The organism is Terrimonas ginsenosidimutans, from assembly GCF_022012415.1.
Classification (GTDB): domain Bacteria; phylum Bacteroidota; class Bacteroidia; order Chitinophagales; family Chitinophagaceae; genus Terrimonas_A; species Terrimonas_A ginsenosidimutans.
Window position 1 is genome coordinate 228,501 of the sequence record NZ_JAKLTR010000011.1, and the last position, 15,363, is coordinate 243,863.

The following is a 15,363-nucleotide window of genomic DNA, read 5'->3' on the forward strand; positions in this document are numbered from 1 at the left end:
CGATTCAGGGATCCGTCTTGGACGCCGGTGATCGTGAGGTTCTTATTCTTTAATATGTTGATTTTCAATGTCTTTTTCATCTGATTGAACAGTGGCCGATACCCTTCGCAGATCATCGGAACCGCTATACCCTTAATGTGGTAGACCGAAGCTGTGTTTAATTCTATATTTTCGGTAACAGTTTCCCGGAACACAACCACATGATCCACAAGGATTATGCGCTCCTCAAACCGATTAAACCCTCCTGCATGAAAAAGACTCTTCGCAAAACGCGTCTGCTGCTGTGGATACGCGGTAGTTTCTTTATCCTTGGCCGCATCCCATTTTTACTGGTATTGCTTTTTTTCGGGCTTTTTGCTTTCCAGGTGAATGACCAGGGGATGGATATGATGATGGCCTTTGGTTCAATGGATCTGTTCCACCCATACGTGCTTGCGTTCATCGGATTGCTGGTGATCTGGAGTGGGGTGATATGGTATGTATCAAGAATTGCGCTGACCATCTCCAATCTTGGGAGGATCGTTGAAAGAAGAGTTCGCCTTACGGATTCACTCGAAGACCCAAACTGCGGTAGGGATTGCGGGTTGAAGAAAGATCATATTGTTGTAACAGTCGATAGTGCATACGAACATACCACCGGCGTACTGGCAAAGGTAATTCCGCGTATACTCGGTGCTGTTCCATACATCATCTTTATATGGGCTTATATTTCGGTAAATGGTTTTAATGATGGCCGGGTGATCAAAGTGCTGTTTGTATTACTCATCGGCATCATTCATATCACTTATCTCTGTTATCGTACGGATCTGCTGGTAAGAAATAAGCGGATCATCAAACCAACTGATGCAAGGTTTGCAATGCCGGAAAAAACGGATGTGAAAACGGTGGTGAAAATGCAGCATCTTCATTCCACGACAAAGTTCTTTATACCTGCGGCTTTTATAGGATCGTTCGTATATGCGTGGATCACTGCAAGCGGCACTCCATCCCTGAATGGCAAACCGGGGTTAGTGATCCTGTGCGGACTGATCTTTTACACGATCATCAGCTTGTTTGTGATGTATATCTCCAACTGGCTGCGTTTTCCATTCTTCACATTTGTGCTTGTTCTTGCCTTGCTGTTTTTCCTTCCCCGCAACAATAACCATGCATTGGCTAAGGTAAAGGATCAGCACCAGGAAGAGCAGATCGCTGCGAGATTGCCGGACAGTACCTATTTTGAAAGCTGGCTTACCTATAAAAAGGAGAAAGGATCACTGTTTCAAAAAGATTCTATCACCCCGGTGTTCATCATAGCGGCTGAAGGTGGCGGCATCCGTGCGTGTTACTGGACTGCACAGGTTTTGAAAAAGCTTCATATTGCGCATCCGGAAATGTATGAAAACACTTTTGCGGTAACCGGTGCTTCAGGAGGAACAGTAGGACTGAGTTTTTTCTACAACTATATTTTTGAAAGGGCGAAAGCAGGTGTTCCGGCATTGAGTGATCCGGCATTTTATGCGCCACTGGATACGATCACTTCCGCTGATTTTCTTACAGGGGTGACGTATGGTTTTATGTTCCCGGATCTTTTTCAACGGGTACTGCCCTGGCCGATCCAATCCTGGGACCGTGCGGCGTTCCTGAATAAAGGGTTCTCGAAAGTTTTTGCAGCACATACGCGCGTGAACGATGCCGGATCGACTTTACTGGATCAGTCAATACTCACGCCATGGCTGAAGGACGCCAACCCTTTTCATCGCCCGGCGATCCTTTTTAATAGTTTGTATGTGGAAGAAGGACAGAAAGCCGTTTTTTCTCCTTACAGGATAACAAAGGAGTATTACGAAGATGCGCTGGATATTCTCGATGCAACTAAAATGCTGGTGCCGATGAAAGAAGGGATGGTGTCTTCCGCAAGGTTTCCGGTTATTACGCCGCCGGGTCTGATGATGCAGAATGTAAACGGGCGCGAAGAGAAATTCGGTCACCTGGTAGATGGAGGATACTTTGAAAACACAGCCGTTCAGACTGCGCAGCAGACGGTGATGATGATAAAGTCTGTGGTAAAACGCATCAAGCCGGCCGGCAGGATCGTACCGGTGATCATTTCACTGTCCTATGGTTCTGACACGAGCGGCCACCGTGAGGCGATGGGGGCCGGTTATGAAGCAGCGCCGCTTGCGGGTGGGATCAATACCTTATTCCGCTGGATCGACGGCGTGAAAGCCATGTCTGTCAAGCTCGACCCGGATCTGAACAGCATCAATTTCCGGCTCACCAAATTCAAAGGAGACCGCATCCCGCTCGGCTGGTATCTGTCGGAACCGGCTCGAAAGCTGATAGAGAAGTATGCGGATGTAAACCATTTCAAATTCCAAAAGCCTTACAAGGCGTTGAAGCCGTTTTTGAAATGACGGGATCGTTGTCCGTTGCCCGTTGACCGTTCACCGTCTTAACCCGTAAGAGAATATTGTTCCCGTCGCTGTATTTCGGACAACGGTCAACGGACAGCGGTCAACGAACACGGCTAGCACAATCGTGTCTCCCCTGTTCATAAAAAACAAAATTTGTTTCAAGTTCTAAAGTTGTTCTAATTTTAAGTAACGATTGACGATTGCCTGCATGAACAACATTATTGTTTTGACTGATCAAGCATTGCACTTACTGCAAAAGCAAATAGCCGTTGGTGACCAACGGGCATTTCGGCAATTGTTCGATTTCTATGCCGAAAGGCTGACGCGTTTTGCTTACTCCATTTTAAAAAATAAGGACGCTGCCACGGAGATCGTGGATGAAGTATTTGTAAAGGTCTGGAAGAATAAAGAGACCATTACAGAGATCGAGCATCTTACTACCTATCTATATACAGCTACAAAAAATGCCTCGCTGAATTTTCTTTCACGGAAGGCGAATGAGCAGATCACGGATTCGTTTGACTTTATCAATATTCAACTGCAGGATGAGGAATGCCCTGATCAGCAGATGATCACGTCCGAGATCTTCAAAAGTATCCGCGCGGCGGTGGATGAATTACCTCCACGTTGTAAAATGATATTCAAACTTGTGCGGGAGGATGGCCTGAAATACCAGGAAGTAGCGGATATACTCCATATCTCTGTCAATACAGTTGATGCGCAAATGGTGATTGCCGTGAAGAAGATCAGTGAAAAAGTGAAAGGGCATTTTGATTTCCTGCCAAGGTTTGTGACAAAGAAATCCTGAGGTTGCGTTCAACAGAAGACCAGCACTACCGATGCTTTCAGTGTCGGGTGCAGATGCCACGCTGGTTATTCGTTACTTTAAACCGATTGCAAAAATTTTCCTAAAAAAAGTTAAAGTTCTTTTAAGGTCATCCTTTCGAATTCCGGTCTATTCATTTATCGCTTTGCCATATGATGAATGACCGGCTAACTGAATTACTGTCCCGCAACCTCGCGGGAGAAGCTACTGACGCAGAAGTGCAGGAGTTGCAGCAATGGCTGCAATTGCATCCCGGCGATCAGTATTTTGCCGAGATCCTTCATACCTACTGGCAACATCATCGGGCCGTTCAACCTTTACAGGATCATACACCAGACCAGCATTTTGCACATATTCTTGAAATGGCTACCGGTCAACCGGAGCAGGAGTTTGCACGGCCTGGAATTCTTCGCCGCATGTTCAGGATCGCTGCTGCTGCCGCAATTGTTGCAGCAATTGCCGGAACGGTATGGGCACTAATTCCCCGGAAACAGCATGATGTGATCGCTGCGCAGCCCAAAGTAAATGAAGTGGTGGCAGGCCGCGGCATCCGCTCTAAAATGGTCTTGCCTGATGGAACGCAGGTGTGGCTTAACTCGGACAGTAAGCTCCAATACAGCGCAGGGTTCAGTGATTCTACCCGCGAAGTGGAATTGGAAGGTGAAGCGTTTTTTGATGTCGTCAAAGATCCCGCACATCCGTTCATAGTACATACATCAGCTATAGATATCAAAGTGCTGGGTACGGCATTTAATGTGAAGTCGTATTCGCAGGATAAAACGATCGAAACAACCCTGATACACGGGCTGATTGAAGTGACGAATAAGACGAAGCCGGAGCTGCCCAAGATCATTCTTAAGCCGAAGGAGAAACTTGTGTTCAACAAGTTTGCCGGGGCAGAGTCTGCAGGAGCAGATAGGGCGGATCTTACTGTCAGGACGGGTACAGCCGCCGCCGCTATTGCGATCACCGCTTTGCCGGCGCATATCGCCGATACATCGTTGGTGGAAACATCATGGGTATATAACAGGCTGATCTTTGAAGGAGATACATTCCAGGACGTGGCGGTAAAAATGGAACGCTGGTTCAATACCCGCATTCATTTCCGGAATGAGAAGGTCTCCAAATACCGCCTCAGTGGTTCGTTTGATAAGGAGAGCGTGGAAGAGGCTTTACAGGCTTTACAGTACATCGCACCATTCCAATACAAAATAAATAATAATGAAGTGGAAATCACAGACTAAACGCACCAATACCAGCTAACGAAAAAGTAAAAAACCGGAAAATGCGGCAACATTTCCCGGCAAGAAAAAACTGAAACCTTCTAACTAACTGCGTAGATGGGGTTTCATATTGTTAACTCTTAACCCAAATGTATGAAAAAAAGTGTACCTCTGGGGAGGGCATTCCCAACACGGTCGCTTCTGAAAATCCTGACGGTAATGAAGCTCACCATCTTTGTAATTCTATTCACAACTTTCCAGGTCCAGGCTCATGAAGGGCGTGGGCAAAGCATCAATGTAAGTGCTAAAAACACGGAGATCCGCAAGGTCCTAAAGGCGATCGAGCGGGGTGGCGATTATCGCTTCCTCTACAATTATGACCTTAAAGGCCTGAAAGCCAGGGTCAATATCAATGTGGCCAATGGTTCTCTTAAAGAAACGCTTGAAGAGCTTTTTTCAGGGAACAGTCTTACCTATAAGCTCGTCAACAAGAACCTGGTGGTTGTATTATCTACCAATGCTGCTGAAAATGTGGACGTCCGCATTACCGGCAGGGTCACCGGCGGAGAGAATGAACCGCTTGCCGGTGTTTCGATCCTGGAAAAGGGTACGAGTAATGGTACTACCACAAACAACAATGGCGAGTTCTCACTCACCGTGGCAGACAACGCAACGATCGTTGTCTCTGCCATTGGTCATGAAACACAGGAAGTAGCCGTTAGTGGCAGGCCGGTGATCGATCTGAAGCTGGTGCCAGCGGTGAAACTGATCGACCAGGTAGTTGTGATCGGTTATGGTACAGCCAGCAAAAGAGACCTTACCGGTTCCATCGTCAAGGTGGCTGGTAAAGATGTTGCTGACAAGCCAAACTCTAACCCGATCGCTTCACTCCAGGGACGTGTGGCCGGTCTTTCAGTAGTGAACAACGGAACTCCGGGAAAGGCTCCTGACATCCGTATACGTGGTACCGTCAGTATCGGCCAGGTAAACCCGCTGTATGTTGTTGACGGGATCTTCAATGATAATATCGATTACCTTAACCCAAATGATATCGAATCTATTGAGGTGCTTAAAGACCCTTCTTCGCTTGCCATCTTCGGGGTAAGGGGTGCTACGGGTGTGATCGCGATCACTACCAAAAAAGCAAAAGCGGGTCAGGTAACGGTGAACTTCAATACGAGCTGGGGTTTCAAAAAGCTGGTGGATAAGATCAAGCTTGCAAACGCAGATCAGTTCGCCACACTTTTCGCCGAGGAAAGAGCCAATAACGGAAACACGGATCCGTATGATTATACCGGCCTGTCGGCAAATACAGATTGGATCGATGCTGTTACCCGCAGGGGAAATTTCACCAACAATAACCTCAGCATTTCAGGTAGCACCGAAAAGAACAGGTTTAATCTTGGTCTCGGCTACATTTCCGATGAAGGCATCATCCGTCATGAACGCCTGCAAAAGATGCAGCTTTCTTTCAGCGATGAACTGAAAGTAAGTAAGGCGATCAAAGTCGGCGTGATCTTCAATACCTCCAGGCAACAAAATCCATATGATGCCACATCCGTACTGGATGATGCACGTAAAGTAATGCCGCAGGTTTCTTCCGGAACAAAGCGTTACTATGTCAGAAATCCTTATGGTACGGATAGTCTTAATATGGATCTTTATTCTTCACTGGATGTGGGTTTGCAAAACTCCGGTGTGGTGAATCCATTACTGCGTGTCGAAAATGAATGGAATAAAGTAAAAGGCATTGAGTTCAGAAATGTTGGTAGCATATACGCAGAGGTCGCATTCCTGAAAAATTTCACTTTCCGTTCAACTTTCTATGCAGATATCAGCAACCTCAATAAGCGTCAGTATACGCCGCTTTATTATGCGTACAATCCTAAAACAGATCAACCGGAACTTTACAGTGCTGTTACAAGAGTGCAGGAGGATGATCAGACCTGGAGAAAATATCAGCAGGATCACGTGTTGAATTTCAAAAAGCAATTCGGTGATCATAGTCTTACACTTACCGGGGGCTTTACAACATACTACTTCGGTAATTTTAACCGTACCGGAAGAGTGAGCCAGGATATCGGACCGGCGGGCGTTCCCATTCCGAATGATCCCCGTTTCTGGTATATGTCTAATGGCTTCGAAGATCCGACAACGACATCCAGTACTTCCAGTCAAAGTGAATACAGCACTGTGTCATATCTCGCACGTGCATTGTACAACTATCAGAACAAATATTTTCTGAATGCGTCTTTCCGTAATGATGCTTCTTCAAGAATCCCTGAAAAGAACCGTAACCAGAAATTCTGGGCATTGGGCGCTGCATGGGATCTTACCAGGGAAAGGTTCATGGATGGACAGAGCATGCTGGGAATGCTGAAACTGAAAGGCTCGATCGGTGTGCTGGGTAATCAGACAGCTTCCAGGCTGGATGGAACTCCGCTTAACTATCCGTTCTATCCCAATCTCACTTCTGGTTCAAACGCAGTATTTGGAACGAATGTTTATACAGCTGCAACAGAAGATTATCTCGCGAACCCTGACCTGAAATGGGAAACTGTTAATGCGAAAGAGATCGGCGTTGAGCTGAGTGCATTCCAGAACCGCTTGCATTTTGAAGCAAACTATTTCAGCAGAACAACGAATGATCTGATGACTTATGTGGATCGTTCTTCTATCGGTTTGAAAAATAAACTGGAGAACGGTGGCAGCATCCGCAACTGGGGTGCTGAGATTTCAGCTGCCTGGACACAAACATTCAGCAGCGATCTCCGCCTCGAAGTAAGCGGTAATATTACTTTCCTGAAGAACAAAGTGCTTAGTTTGAGTCAAGACCTTCCTACAGGCTATCTGTTCAGAAGCTTCCAGAATAATGGTAGCGCAGAAAGCCGTACACAGGTTGGACATCCGATCGGTTCATTCTACGGCTATCAGGTTGCCGGTATTTTCCAGTCTTATGCAGACATCCTTGGTTCTCCTAACCAGGCTGCTGTGGGTGCTTATGGTCCCGGCGACTTCAAATTTGCTGACATCAGCGGACCGGACGGTAAAGGTCCTGACGGGAAGATCACCTCAGATGACAGAACATTCATAGGCAATCCGACGCCGGACTTTACTTATGGTACATCCGTTAATCTTATCTATAAAGGATTCAATCTTGGCATAGATCTGATCGGTGTTTATGGTAATGAAGTCTTCAGAACATGGGGTTCCCTTGAATCGCCGTTCCAGCGTGTGAATTATCCGGAAGAAAAACTGAACCGCTGGCATGGAGCTGGTACATCTAACTGGACTCCAATATTAGGTCAGGGCAATCGGATCAACTATAATGGATCTACTTACAATATTGAAGATGGTAGTTATTTCAGGGTGAGAAATATTCAGCTGGGCTACAATTTCGGCAAATCACTTCTATCCAAATGGAGTATTCAGAACCTGCGTCTTTTTGTGAACGTCCAGAATCTGAAAACATGGAAGAACAACCTCGGTTATACACCGGAGTTTGGTGGTGATGCAACTGCATTCGGATATGATAATGCGGGCGGGGCGATTCCTGTTGTGAGCACTGTAGGTCTGAATATTACCTTTTAATCCTATAAACTGATTTATTATGAAACTGAAAAGAAGATTTTTATGGACGCTCCTGTTAGCGCTTCCCGTAGCGATCAGTATATCGGGATGTAAGAAATTCCTTGATCGCAAACCGTTACAATCAACACTTGATGATCTTAACCAGGGTGCACTTGAAGGGCAGATCTTTGCGATCTATAATATCCTGCGCACGACATCCGGATTTTCCGAACTCGTTTGGCTCGACTTCCACAGCATCCGTGATGATGATGCACAAAAAGGAAGTGATGCAAACGATGGTAAAGAGATCGTTACCGAGTTTGAGACATTCCAGTATGCGAAAGACGACTGGGCTCCCAATACCTACTGGAATGACCACTATTCGATGATCAATGCAGCTAATAATGCATTGCATACTGCGGACTCCTTAAAAGTGAACGATCCCGCTTCACTGAGAAACGTCGGAGAAGCACTGTTCTTCAGAGCGTATGCTTATTTCGAACTGGTGAAAACATATGGTGAAGTACCATTGATCAATTACAAGATCGTTAACCCATCGGATGGTATCAGGGCTAAATCATCTGTAGCTACGCTGTATGCATTTATTGATTCAAATCTCACCGCGGCAGTAGCATTATTACCGCTGCGTTCGGAAGAGTATGGCAATGGATTTGACGGTCGCGTTACACGTGGCTCTGCAAACACATTGTGGGCACAATCTTATTTGTTCCGCGGAGATTGGGGACGTGTTTCCGGTCTTTGCAAAGAGATCATTGCGTCCAACGTATATACCCTTTCGCCAAACTTTGAAGATATCTGGAAAGATGGCGTAAATGGTGTTGGGAAGAACGGGCCGGAATCAATTTTCGAAACACAGGCAAATGTTGGCCAGAATGGCCAAAGCAACTCTAAAGTGGATAATGGAAATCAGTGGGGTACCTGTCAGCAGGTAAGACGTAATGGTGCGCCTGTTGAATGGAACCTCGGCTGGGGCTGGAACACGCCAACCGATAACCTGGAGAGTGCATGGGATAATGCGGATCCAAGAAAACGCAAAACGATCCTTTACTCCGGCCAGTCTGATGGTGGACCTGCACAAGGCGGCTATGGAGCAACCCTGCCTGCGTATACAAATCCTGATGGAGCTGGTGGGCTGGCACAGAAGTACTGGAATAAGAAAGTATATTCTGATCCTTCCATGCGTTCCTTTACTGGTATGATCAATAACAATGGAGCTGCGCGATGGATCAACCACCGGATCTTCCGCTATGCGGATGTGATATTAATGCTCGCTGAAGCGGCCAATGAAATGAATGACGGGCCAACAGCAGAGGCAAATCTTGAATTGATCCGCAACAGGGCGAGCGGTAACCTGGGTGCTACGCGAACGGTTGTTCCCAAGATCCTCTTTACAACCAAAGAAGCAATGAGGACCGCTATCAAGGCAGAACGAAGATTTGAATTCGCCATGGAAGGCTATCGATTCTATGATCTTGTTCGCTGGGGTGACGCACAATCAGTGTTGGGTGGTCTCGGTTACACCAGCCGTTGCCGTTATTATCCGATCCCGCAAAAGGCAATCGATCTTTCGGGAGGAGTGTTGAAACAAAATCCTGAATGGTAGAAATGTCTGAACGTTACAAAGTTCAAAGGCCCTGTTGCTTAAAATTTTACAGCCTGGATCCTGAAAACGATCTGATGGCCAAGAGGAAATTTTGATTTCATCCTTTGAACCGCTTTTTTCTGTTCATCAAAAAATCTATAGTTATGTTTACTAAAAATAAAATTACCGGAAGCGCTTTGCTGATCCTGATGATCGCACTGGCGGGTACAGGTTGTCAAAAAGAAGAACGCCCTGCATTGGGTGATTATCCAAAGGATTCAAATCCTCCCGGAGGTCCGTTGAAATTCTACGCCGCTTATGAAAATACAAGCGTTGACAGCATACGTGCAAATTTTGGTTCTGAAACAAATACCACCTTCACTCAGGGGATCACTGGAATGGCCATACAGGGAGGCGCAAACGGATATGTGGTGTATCCTTCCGCAAATGACTTTAAGAAGTCAACGAGTATGACCGTCGCATTCTGGCTCAAGAAAAATGGTCCGAATCCGGCAGGTGGAGGAACTTCTTTTGTATTCGGTCTTTCTACTACAAAAGATATCTGGACAAGAATGGATATGTTCCTGGAATTTGAAGATGCAGGGAATCCCAGTAGTGCAGATCTGGCTTCAGCGAAATTTTACCTGAGAGATCAGTGGTTCGAGTTTACCGGCGCCAAAAGAATTCCGAACATTCTGAATAATCAATGGCACCATATTGCTTTCAGTTTTGATGCATCTACTTCTATGCTGACAACTTATGTTGATGGCGCAGAGCTGACAGGGTTGCCAGCTGGTTTTGGCAAATTCAACAATGATGGAGGTAAACCTGATTTTTCTCAAAGCGCAGGTATAGTAGTGGGTGGTCCAGGACACTTTGCTGTTGGTAAAACTCCTGATGGATGGATGGGCAATTTCGGCGGCGCGATCGATCAGTTCAGATTGTACGGTGTCGCATTGAGTGCTGCAGAAGTGAAGAGCCTGTTCGATAGTAAAAAATAAAAAACAGGAGCAAACAAAATAATGGTTTTGCGTAAGTTTCCGCAGATTACGCAAATGATACGTCCTTTGTTTTGATATTACTTTATTCAAAGTACCTCCTTATACATTGAATGTTTCGCAGGTTACGCTGATATCAGCGTAACCTGCGAAACATCTTTTTATCCGGCCATACAGCAATGAACAACCTTTAATTTGATGAATGGACCATCTGCGTAATCTGCGGGAACTTACGCAACACCATCTGTTGTGCAGCTCAGTTGTTCATGCATTCAGATGTTTACTAACGAAAACATGAATCTTGTTCCATGCATAGACGATCTGTTATTATTGTTCTTATTCTGACGGCCAGCATCTTTATTCTTTGTAAATGCTCTGGTGGGGCAAGACATGATGCAACAATAATTACGGACAATAATGGAGAGGTATTTGCCGGGTACACTGCCTGCGCAGGTTGCCATAAGGACGTATATGAGCAACATCTGAGGAGTGCGCATTTTTCGAGTTCAGCTTTCTCTTCCGCAGATAATATCAAAGGAAGTTTCGACGCGGGTGCAAATTCTTTCGTCTATACCCGTCATGCCGCGATAGAGATGCAGAAAAGAGACTCTTCTTTTTACCAGGTGGCATTTGAAGATGGCAGGGAAACGAAGGCCCGCAGGTTTGATATTACTATCGGTTCGGGTAATAAGGGGCAAACATATCTTTATTGGATGGAGAACCGTTTGTTCCAGCTTCCCATCAGTTACTTTACTCCTGCATCGCAATGGTCGAACAGTCCCGGGTTTCCAAACAGGATCGTCTTTAACCGGCCGATCACTTCACGTTGCCTGGAATGTCATGCAACATTTGCGAAGGTTACTTCACCACAGGGAAAGGAGCCGGAAGAATTTGACAGAATGCAAACGGTATTAACGATCAGCTGTGAAAAATGCCATGGTCCGGGCGCTGAACATATAAAATTTCAGCAGGCACATCCAACGGATACAGTGGGCCAGGAGATAATAAAGCCAGGCTTGTTCTCACGTCAGCAACAGTTGGATCTTTGTGCTTCATGTCATGGCGGACGCCTCAGGAAGACACAGCCCTCTTTTTCTTATCAATCCGGCGCGAAACTCACCGATCATTTCATCTTAGACACAGCAAATGGAAATGCGGCTGATATAGATGTTCATGGCAACCAGTATGGATTACTTTCAGCCAGTGAATGTTTCAAACAAAGTGACATGACGTGCGGTTCGTGTCACAGCCCGCATGGTAACGAAAAAAATAACTTAAAAGAATTTTCCCGGAAGTGCATGACTTGTCATAGTGAATCACACGACAATTTTTGCACCCTTGCAGGTAAAGTTAAGGCAGATTTAACGGGGAATTGTATAGATTGTCACATGCCAAAACAGCCCTCAAGGGCAATAGCCGTATTTTTGCAGGGAGCTGATGCTGCCGCTGCAATAAGAATGCGGACACATTATATAAAAGTGTATCCTGAAGAAACAGCCAAAGCCGTTGTCAGCCTTGGTAATTTAATGAAAGAAAAGAAGTGATCATGGATTTAGCCAATATCAAAATGTGCAATAAGAATACCGCGCTCCTGTCTCTACTGTTTGTTTCTTCCTTACTGTCTGTTCGGTGTGGCAAGAGCCCCGGAGATACGGAACCACCAACACCGCCGCCCGCACCCTTCCGTGTAACGGCAACGACACTGAATAATTCCAATGGCACAACATTTATATCGGTCAATCCGAAGAATCTCAGATTAAGCTTTGCGTTCAACGCGCCGGTGGATCGCGCCACAACTGCCTCTGCCTTTACACTAAAAGATGCGAATGCCCAGTCTTATACATTTGATATCGGGTATGATAAAAGTGACAGTGTGGTGCTTATCACTCCGTCGGCGAGTATCCCTTTCCTTTCGAAATTCACCAGTCTTGTTTCTGCGAATCTCAGATCCAAAGCCGGCTCTATATTAACAACGAATGTACAGATCGACTTTGCAACATCGCTTGATTCATCCCGGAAGTTTCCTGCGATCAGTGACGACGAATTGCTGACCAAAGTACAGCAGCAGACGTTCAAGTATTTCTGGGATTTCGGTCATCCGGTTTCCGGGTTAGCACGTGAAAGAAGCAACGGAGATAATAATCTTGTTACTTCCGGTGGGTCAGGTTTTGGAATTCTTGCGATCATCACAGGGATAGAACGCGGATTTGTAACACGTGCGGAGGGTTTTGCGCGGATGCAAAAGATCGTTGCATTTCTTAAGAACACAGCGCAGACTTTTCATGGTGCCTATCCGCATTGGTTGAACGGTACAACGGGAGCCGTGATCCCTTTCAGCGCAAATGATAACGGCGCTGATCTTGTTGAAACATCCTATCTTATCCAGGGGTTGTTAACTGCCCGTCAGTATTTCACTGCAGGTGGGGCTGAAGCAACCTTGCGTGATGACATCAACGTGATCTGGAATCGTGTGGAATGGAGTTGGTTCAGAAAAGAAACTGCGGAAAATCAGTTGTACTGGCATTGGAGCCCTGATAAAACATGGCAGCTGAATCTTCCGATCCGCGGATGGAACGAATGCCTGATAACCTATGTGCTCGCTGCGTCTTCCACCTCGCATGGCATTCCCAAAACCGTGTATGAGACAGGGTGGGCGAGAAATGGCAGTATGAAGAATGGCAAGACCTTTTATGGTATTCAATTACCATTGGGGCCGGATCTTGGCGGACCGATGTTTCTTTCCCAGTATTCTTTTCTCGGCATCAATCCGAATGGTCTGTCTGATGTCTATGCAGATTATGCTGTTCAAACAAAAAATCATGCACAGATCAATTTCAGTTACTGCGTAACAAATCCTAAGAAATTTTATGGGTACAGCGATTCAGTGTGGGGGCTTACGGCAAGTGATATACAGGGTGGATATAAAGCAAGTTCGCCTTCTGATGATGCAGGATTTATTGCACCTACAGCGGCGCTTGCGTCCTTTCCCTATACGCCCACTGAATCAATGAAGGCGTTGAAATTCTTTTACTATGTATTAGGGGACAAACTTTGGAAGGAATATGGATTTATTGATGCCTTCTCTTTAACCAATCCCTGGTTCGCCAGTTCTTTCCTCGCGATCGACCAGGGGCCGATCATTACAATGATCGAAAATCACAGAACAGGATTACTCTGGAATCTTTTTACGAGTTGCCCGGAAGTAAAAACCGGAATGAAGAATCTCGGGTTCACAGCGCCCTATTTATAACTTAAACAAGAGAACATGAAAGTTGCAGGTCTCTTATTATTCGCAGCAGTTCTTATCGGATCCTGTAATTCCGGTGAGCCGTCATCAGGAAACAACGAAGAGGTGGTGTCCGGCCCGCCCAATTTACCGGATACAGCATTATTCCGTTTGGTGCAGCAACAGACCTTTCAGTATTTCTGGGATGGGGCTGAACCTGTCAGCGGGTTAGCGCGCGAACGTTTTCATACAGATGATAAGTATCCGCAGAATGATAAAAGCACTGTTACCAGTGGTGGCGCCGGCTTCGGCGTAATGGCATTGCTTGTCGGTATCGAACGAGGTTTTATCACGCGCGATCAGGGGCGTGAACGGTTGGAGAAGATCGTTGGCTTTTTGGAAAAGGCGGATAAATTCCATGGGGCCTGGCCGCACTGGTGGTATGGAGAAACCGGTAAAGTAAGACCGTTCAGTCCAAATGATAACGGTGCTGATCTGGTAGAAACATCGTTCATGGTGCAGGGACTATTATGCGCCAGACAATATTTCGCGGAAGGAAATGAAGCGGAGAAGTTGCTGGCAGCGAGAATGGATGCGTTATGGAAAGCGGTGGAATTTGATTGGTTCAGAAATGGGAAGAACGTATTGTACTGGCACTGGAGTCCTGATCTTGGCTGGAAGATGAATTTCGCGGTTCATGGTTATAATGAATGTCTGATCATGTACGTACTGGCGGCCTCTTCGCCAACGCATGGTGTGCCCGCTGAAGTATATCATCAGGGCTGGGCGGAGAATGGTAAAATAAAAGATTCAAGCTCCTATGGTGGTTACAAACTCGGTATGCATTACCAGGGCAATCCTCCTCATGGCGGCCCGTTGTTCTGGGCGCATTATTCCTATCTCGGTCTCGATCCACGTGGATTGAAAGACAAGTATGGCAACTATGAAGAGGAAACACGCAACCAGGCATTGATCAATTATCAATGGTGCGTGGACAATCCCAAAAAATATAAAGGATATGGTCCGAATAACTGGGGATTGACGGCAAGTTATTCTGTTGATGGATATGCGGCGCATGCACCTGACTCCTCCAGTGATCTGGGGGTGATCTCTCCGACAGCAGCACTATCATCTTTCCCGTATACGCCGGAACAATCAATGGCAGCGATGAAGCATTGGTACAATAGTGAATTGAAAGGTAAGATATGGGGGCAGTATGGTTTTTATGATGCGTTCAGTGAAACGGCGAACTGGTTTCCGCCGCATTACCTGGCAATCGATCAGGGGCCTGCGGTAGTGATGATGGAAAATCACAGAACGGGGTTATTGTGGAAGTTGTTTATGAGTTCGCCCGAGATCAAAGAGGGGTTAAAAAAGTTGGGATTCAGCAGTCCCTGGCTTGGTAAATAAACGCTGAATAGTCTGGCGTAGAAGGAACGCTGCGGACGCAACGATGCGCGGCGAAACAGCCAGTGAAGAAATTGTATTTCGTTGCGCTCGCCGCGTATCGCCGCGCCCGTT

At 46.2% G+C, this 15,363-nt stretch carries 9 protein-coding genes; all 9 read left to right on the top strand.

All coding sequences use genetic code 11. The features are described from left to right. The first annotated feature begins 248 nt into the window (after nucleotides 1-248). The 9 genes from LZZ85_RS17610 to LZZ85_RS17650 all read left to right on the top strand — a co-directional run bounded on the left by LZZ85_RS17610 (nucleotide 249) and on the right by LZZ85_RS17650 (nucleotide 15,252). Nucleotides 249-2,396 carry a hypothetical protein gene (locus tag LZZ85_RS17610; protein ID WP_237874655.1) on the top strand — a complete coding sequence of 716 codons (2,148 nt, stop codon included), beginning with the start codon at nucleotides 249-251 and terminating at the stop codon, nucleotides 2,394-2,396. Nucleotides 2,397-2,622: 226 nt separating this feature from the next. After that, entirely contained in the window at nucleotides 2,623-3,204 is a 582-nt protein-coding gene (locus LZZ85_RS17615; RefSeq protein WP_237874656.1) for an RNA polymerase sigma-70 factor, read from the top strand. Nucleotides 3,205-3,374: 170 nt separating this feature from the next. Beyond that, the gene (locus LZZ85_RS17620; protein WP_237874657.1) at nucleotides 3,375-4,466 is read left to right on the top strand and encodes a FecR family protein; all 1,092 of its coding nucleotides are present in this window, start codon (nucleotides 3,375-3,377) and stop codon (nucleotides 4,464-4,466) included. 132 nt (nucleotides 4,467-4,598) lie between these two features. Then, nucleotides 4,599-8,036: a SusC/RagA family TonB-linked outer membrane protein gene (locus LZZ85_RS17625; protein WP_237874658.1), complete on the top strand. Its 3,438-nt coding sequence runs from the start codon at nucleotides 4,599-4,601 to the stop codon at nucleotides 8,034-8,036. A gap of 19 nt (nucleotides 8,037-8,055) precedes the next feature. Further along, the gene (locus LZZ85_RS17630; protein WP_237874659.1) at nucleotides 8,056-9,639 is read left to right on the top strand and encodes a RagB/SusD family nutrient uptake outer membrane protein; all 1,584 of its coding nucleotides are present in this window, start codon (nucleotides 8,056-8,058) and stop codon (nucleotides 9,637-9,639) included. Between the two features lie 143 nt (nucleotides 9,640-9,782). Beyond that, nucleotides 9,783-10,619, top strand: coding sequence for a LamG domain-containing protein (locus tag LZZ85_RS17635; protein ID WP_237874660.1), 837 nt, complete (start codon nucleotides 9,783-9,785; stop codon nucleotides 10,617-10,619). Between the two features lie 305 nt (nucleotides 10,620-10,924). Further along, entirely contained in the window at nucleotides 10,925-12,160 is a 1,236-nt protein-coding gene (locus tag LZZ85_RS17640) for a multiheme c-type cytochrome (RefSeq protein WP_237874661.1), read from the top strand. A gap of 2 nt (nucleotides 12,161-12,162) precedes the next feature. Continuing rightward, nucleotides 12,163-13,866 carry a glucoamylase family protein gene (locus LZZ85_RS17645; protein ID WP_237874662.1) on the top strand — a complete coding sequence of 568 codons (1,704 nt, stop codon included), beginning with the start codon at nucleotides 12,163-12,165 and terminating at the stop codon, nucleotides 13,864-13,866. A gap of 15 nt (nucleotides 13,867-13,881) precedes the next feature. Beyond that, on the top strand, nucleotides 13,882-15,252 hold the full coding sequence (locus LZZ85_RS17650) for a glucoamylase family protein (RefSeq protein ID WP_237874663.1): 1,371 nt from the start codon (nucleotides 13,882-13,884) through the stop codon (nucleotides 15,250-15,252). Nucleotides 15,253-15,363: the final 111 nt, after the last annotated feature.

Excerpts from the sequence above, each read along its gene's own strand:
- LZZ85_RS17610 (WP_237874655.1), top strand. The coding sequence starts at position 249 with ATGAAAAAGACTCTTCGCAAAACGCGTCTGCTGCTGTGGATACGCGGT.
- LZZ85_RS17620 (WP_237874657.1), top strand. The coding sequence starts at position 3,375 with ATGATGAATGACCGGCTAACTGAATTACTGTCCCGCAACCTCGCGGGA.
- LZZ85_RS17625 (WP_237874658.1), top strand. The coding sequence starts at position 4,599 with ATGAAAAAAAGTGTACCTCTGGGGAGGGCATTCCCAACACGGTCGCTT.
- LZZ85_RS17630 (WP_237874659.1), top strand. The coding sequence starts at position 8,056 with ATGAAACTGAAAAGAAGATTTTTATGGACGCTCCTGTTAGCGCTTCCC.
- LZZ85_RS17635 (WP_237874660.1), top strand. The coding sequence starts at position 9,783 with ATGTTTACTAAAAATAAAATTACCGGAAGCGCTTTGCTGATCCTGATG.
- LZZ85_RS17640 (WP_237874661.1), top strand. The coding sequence starts at position 10,925 with ATGCATAGACGATCTGTTATTATTGTTCTTATTCTGACGGCCAGCATC.
- LZZ85_RS17645 (WP_237874662.1), top strand. The coding sequence starts at position 12,163 with ATGGATTTAGCCAATATCAAAATGTGCAATAAGAATACCGCGCTCCTG.
- LZZ85_RS17650 (WP_237874663.1), top strand. The coding sequence starts at position 13,882 with ATGAAAGTTGCAGGTCTCTTATTATTCGCAGCAGTTCTTATCGGATCC.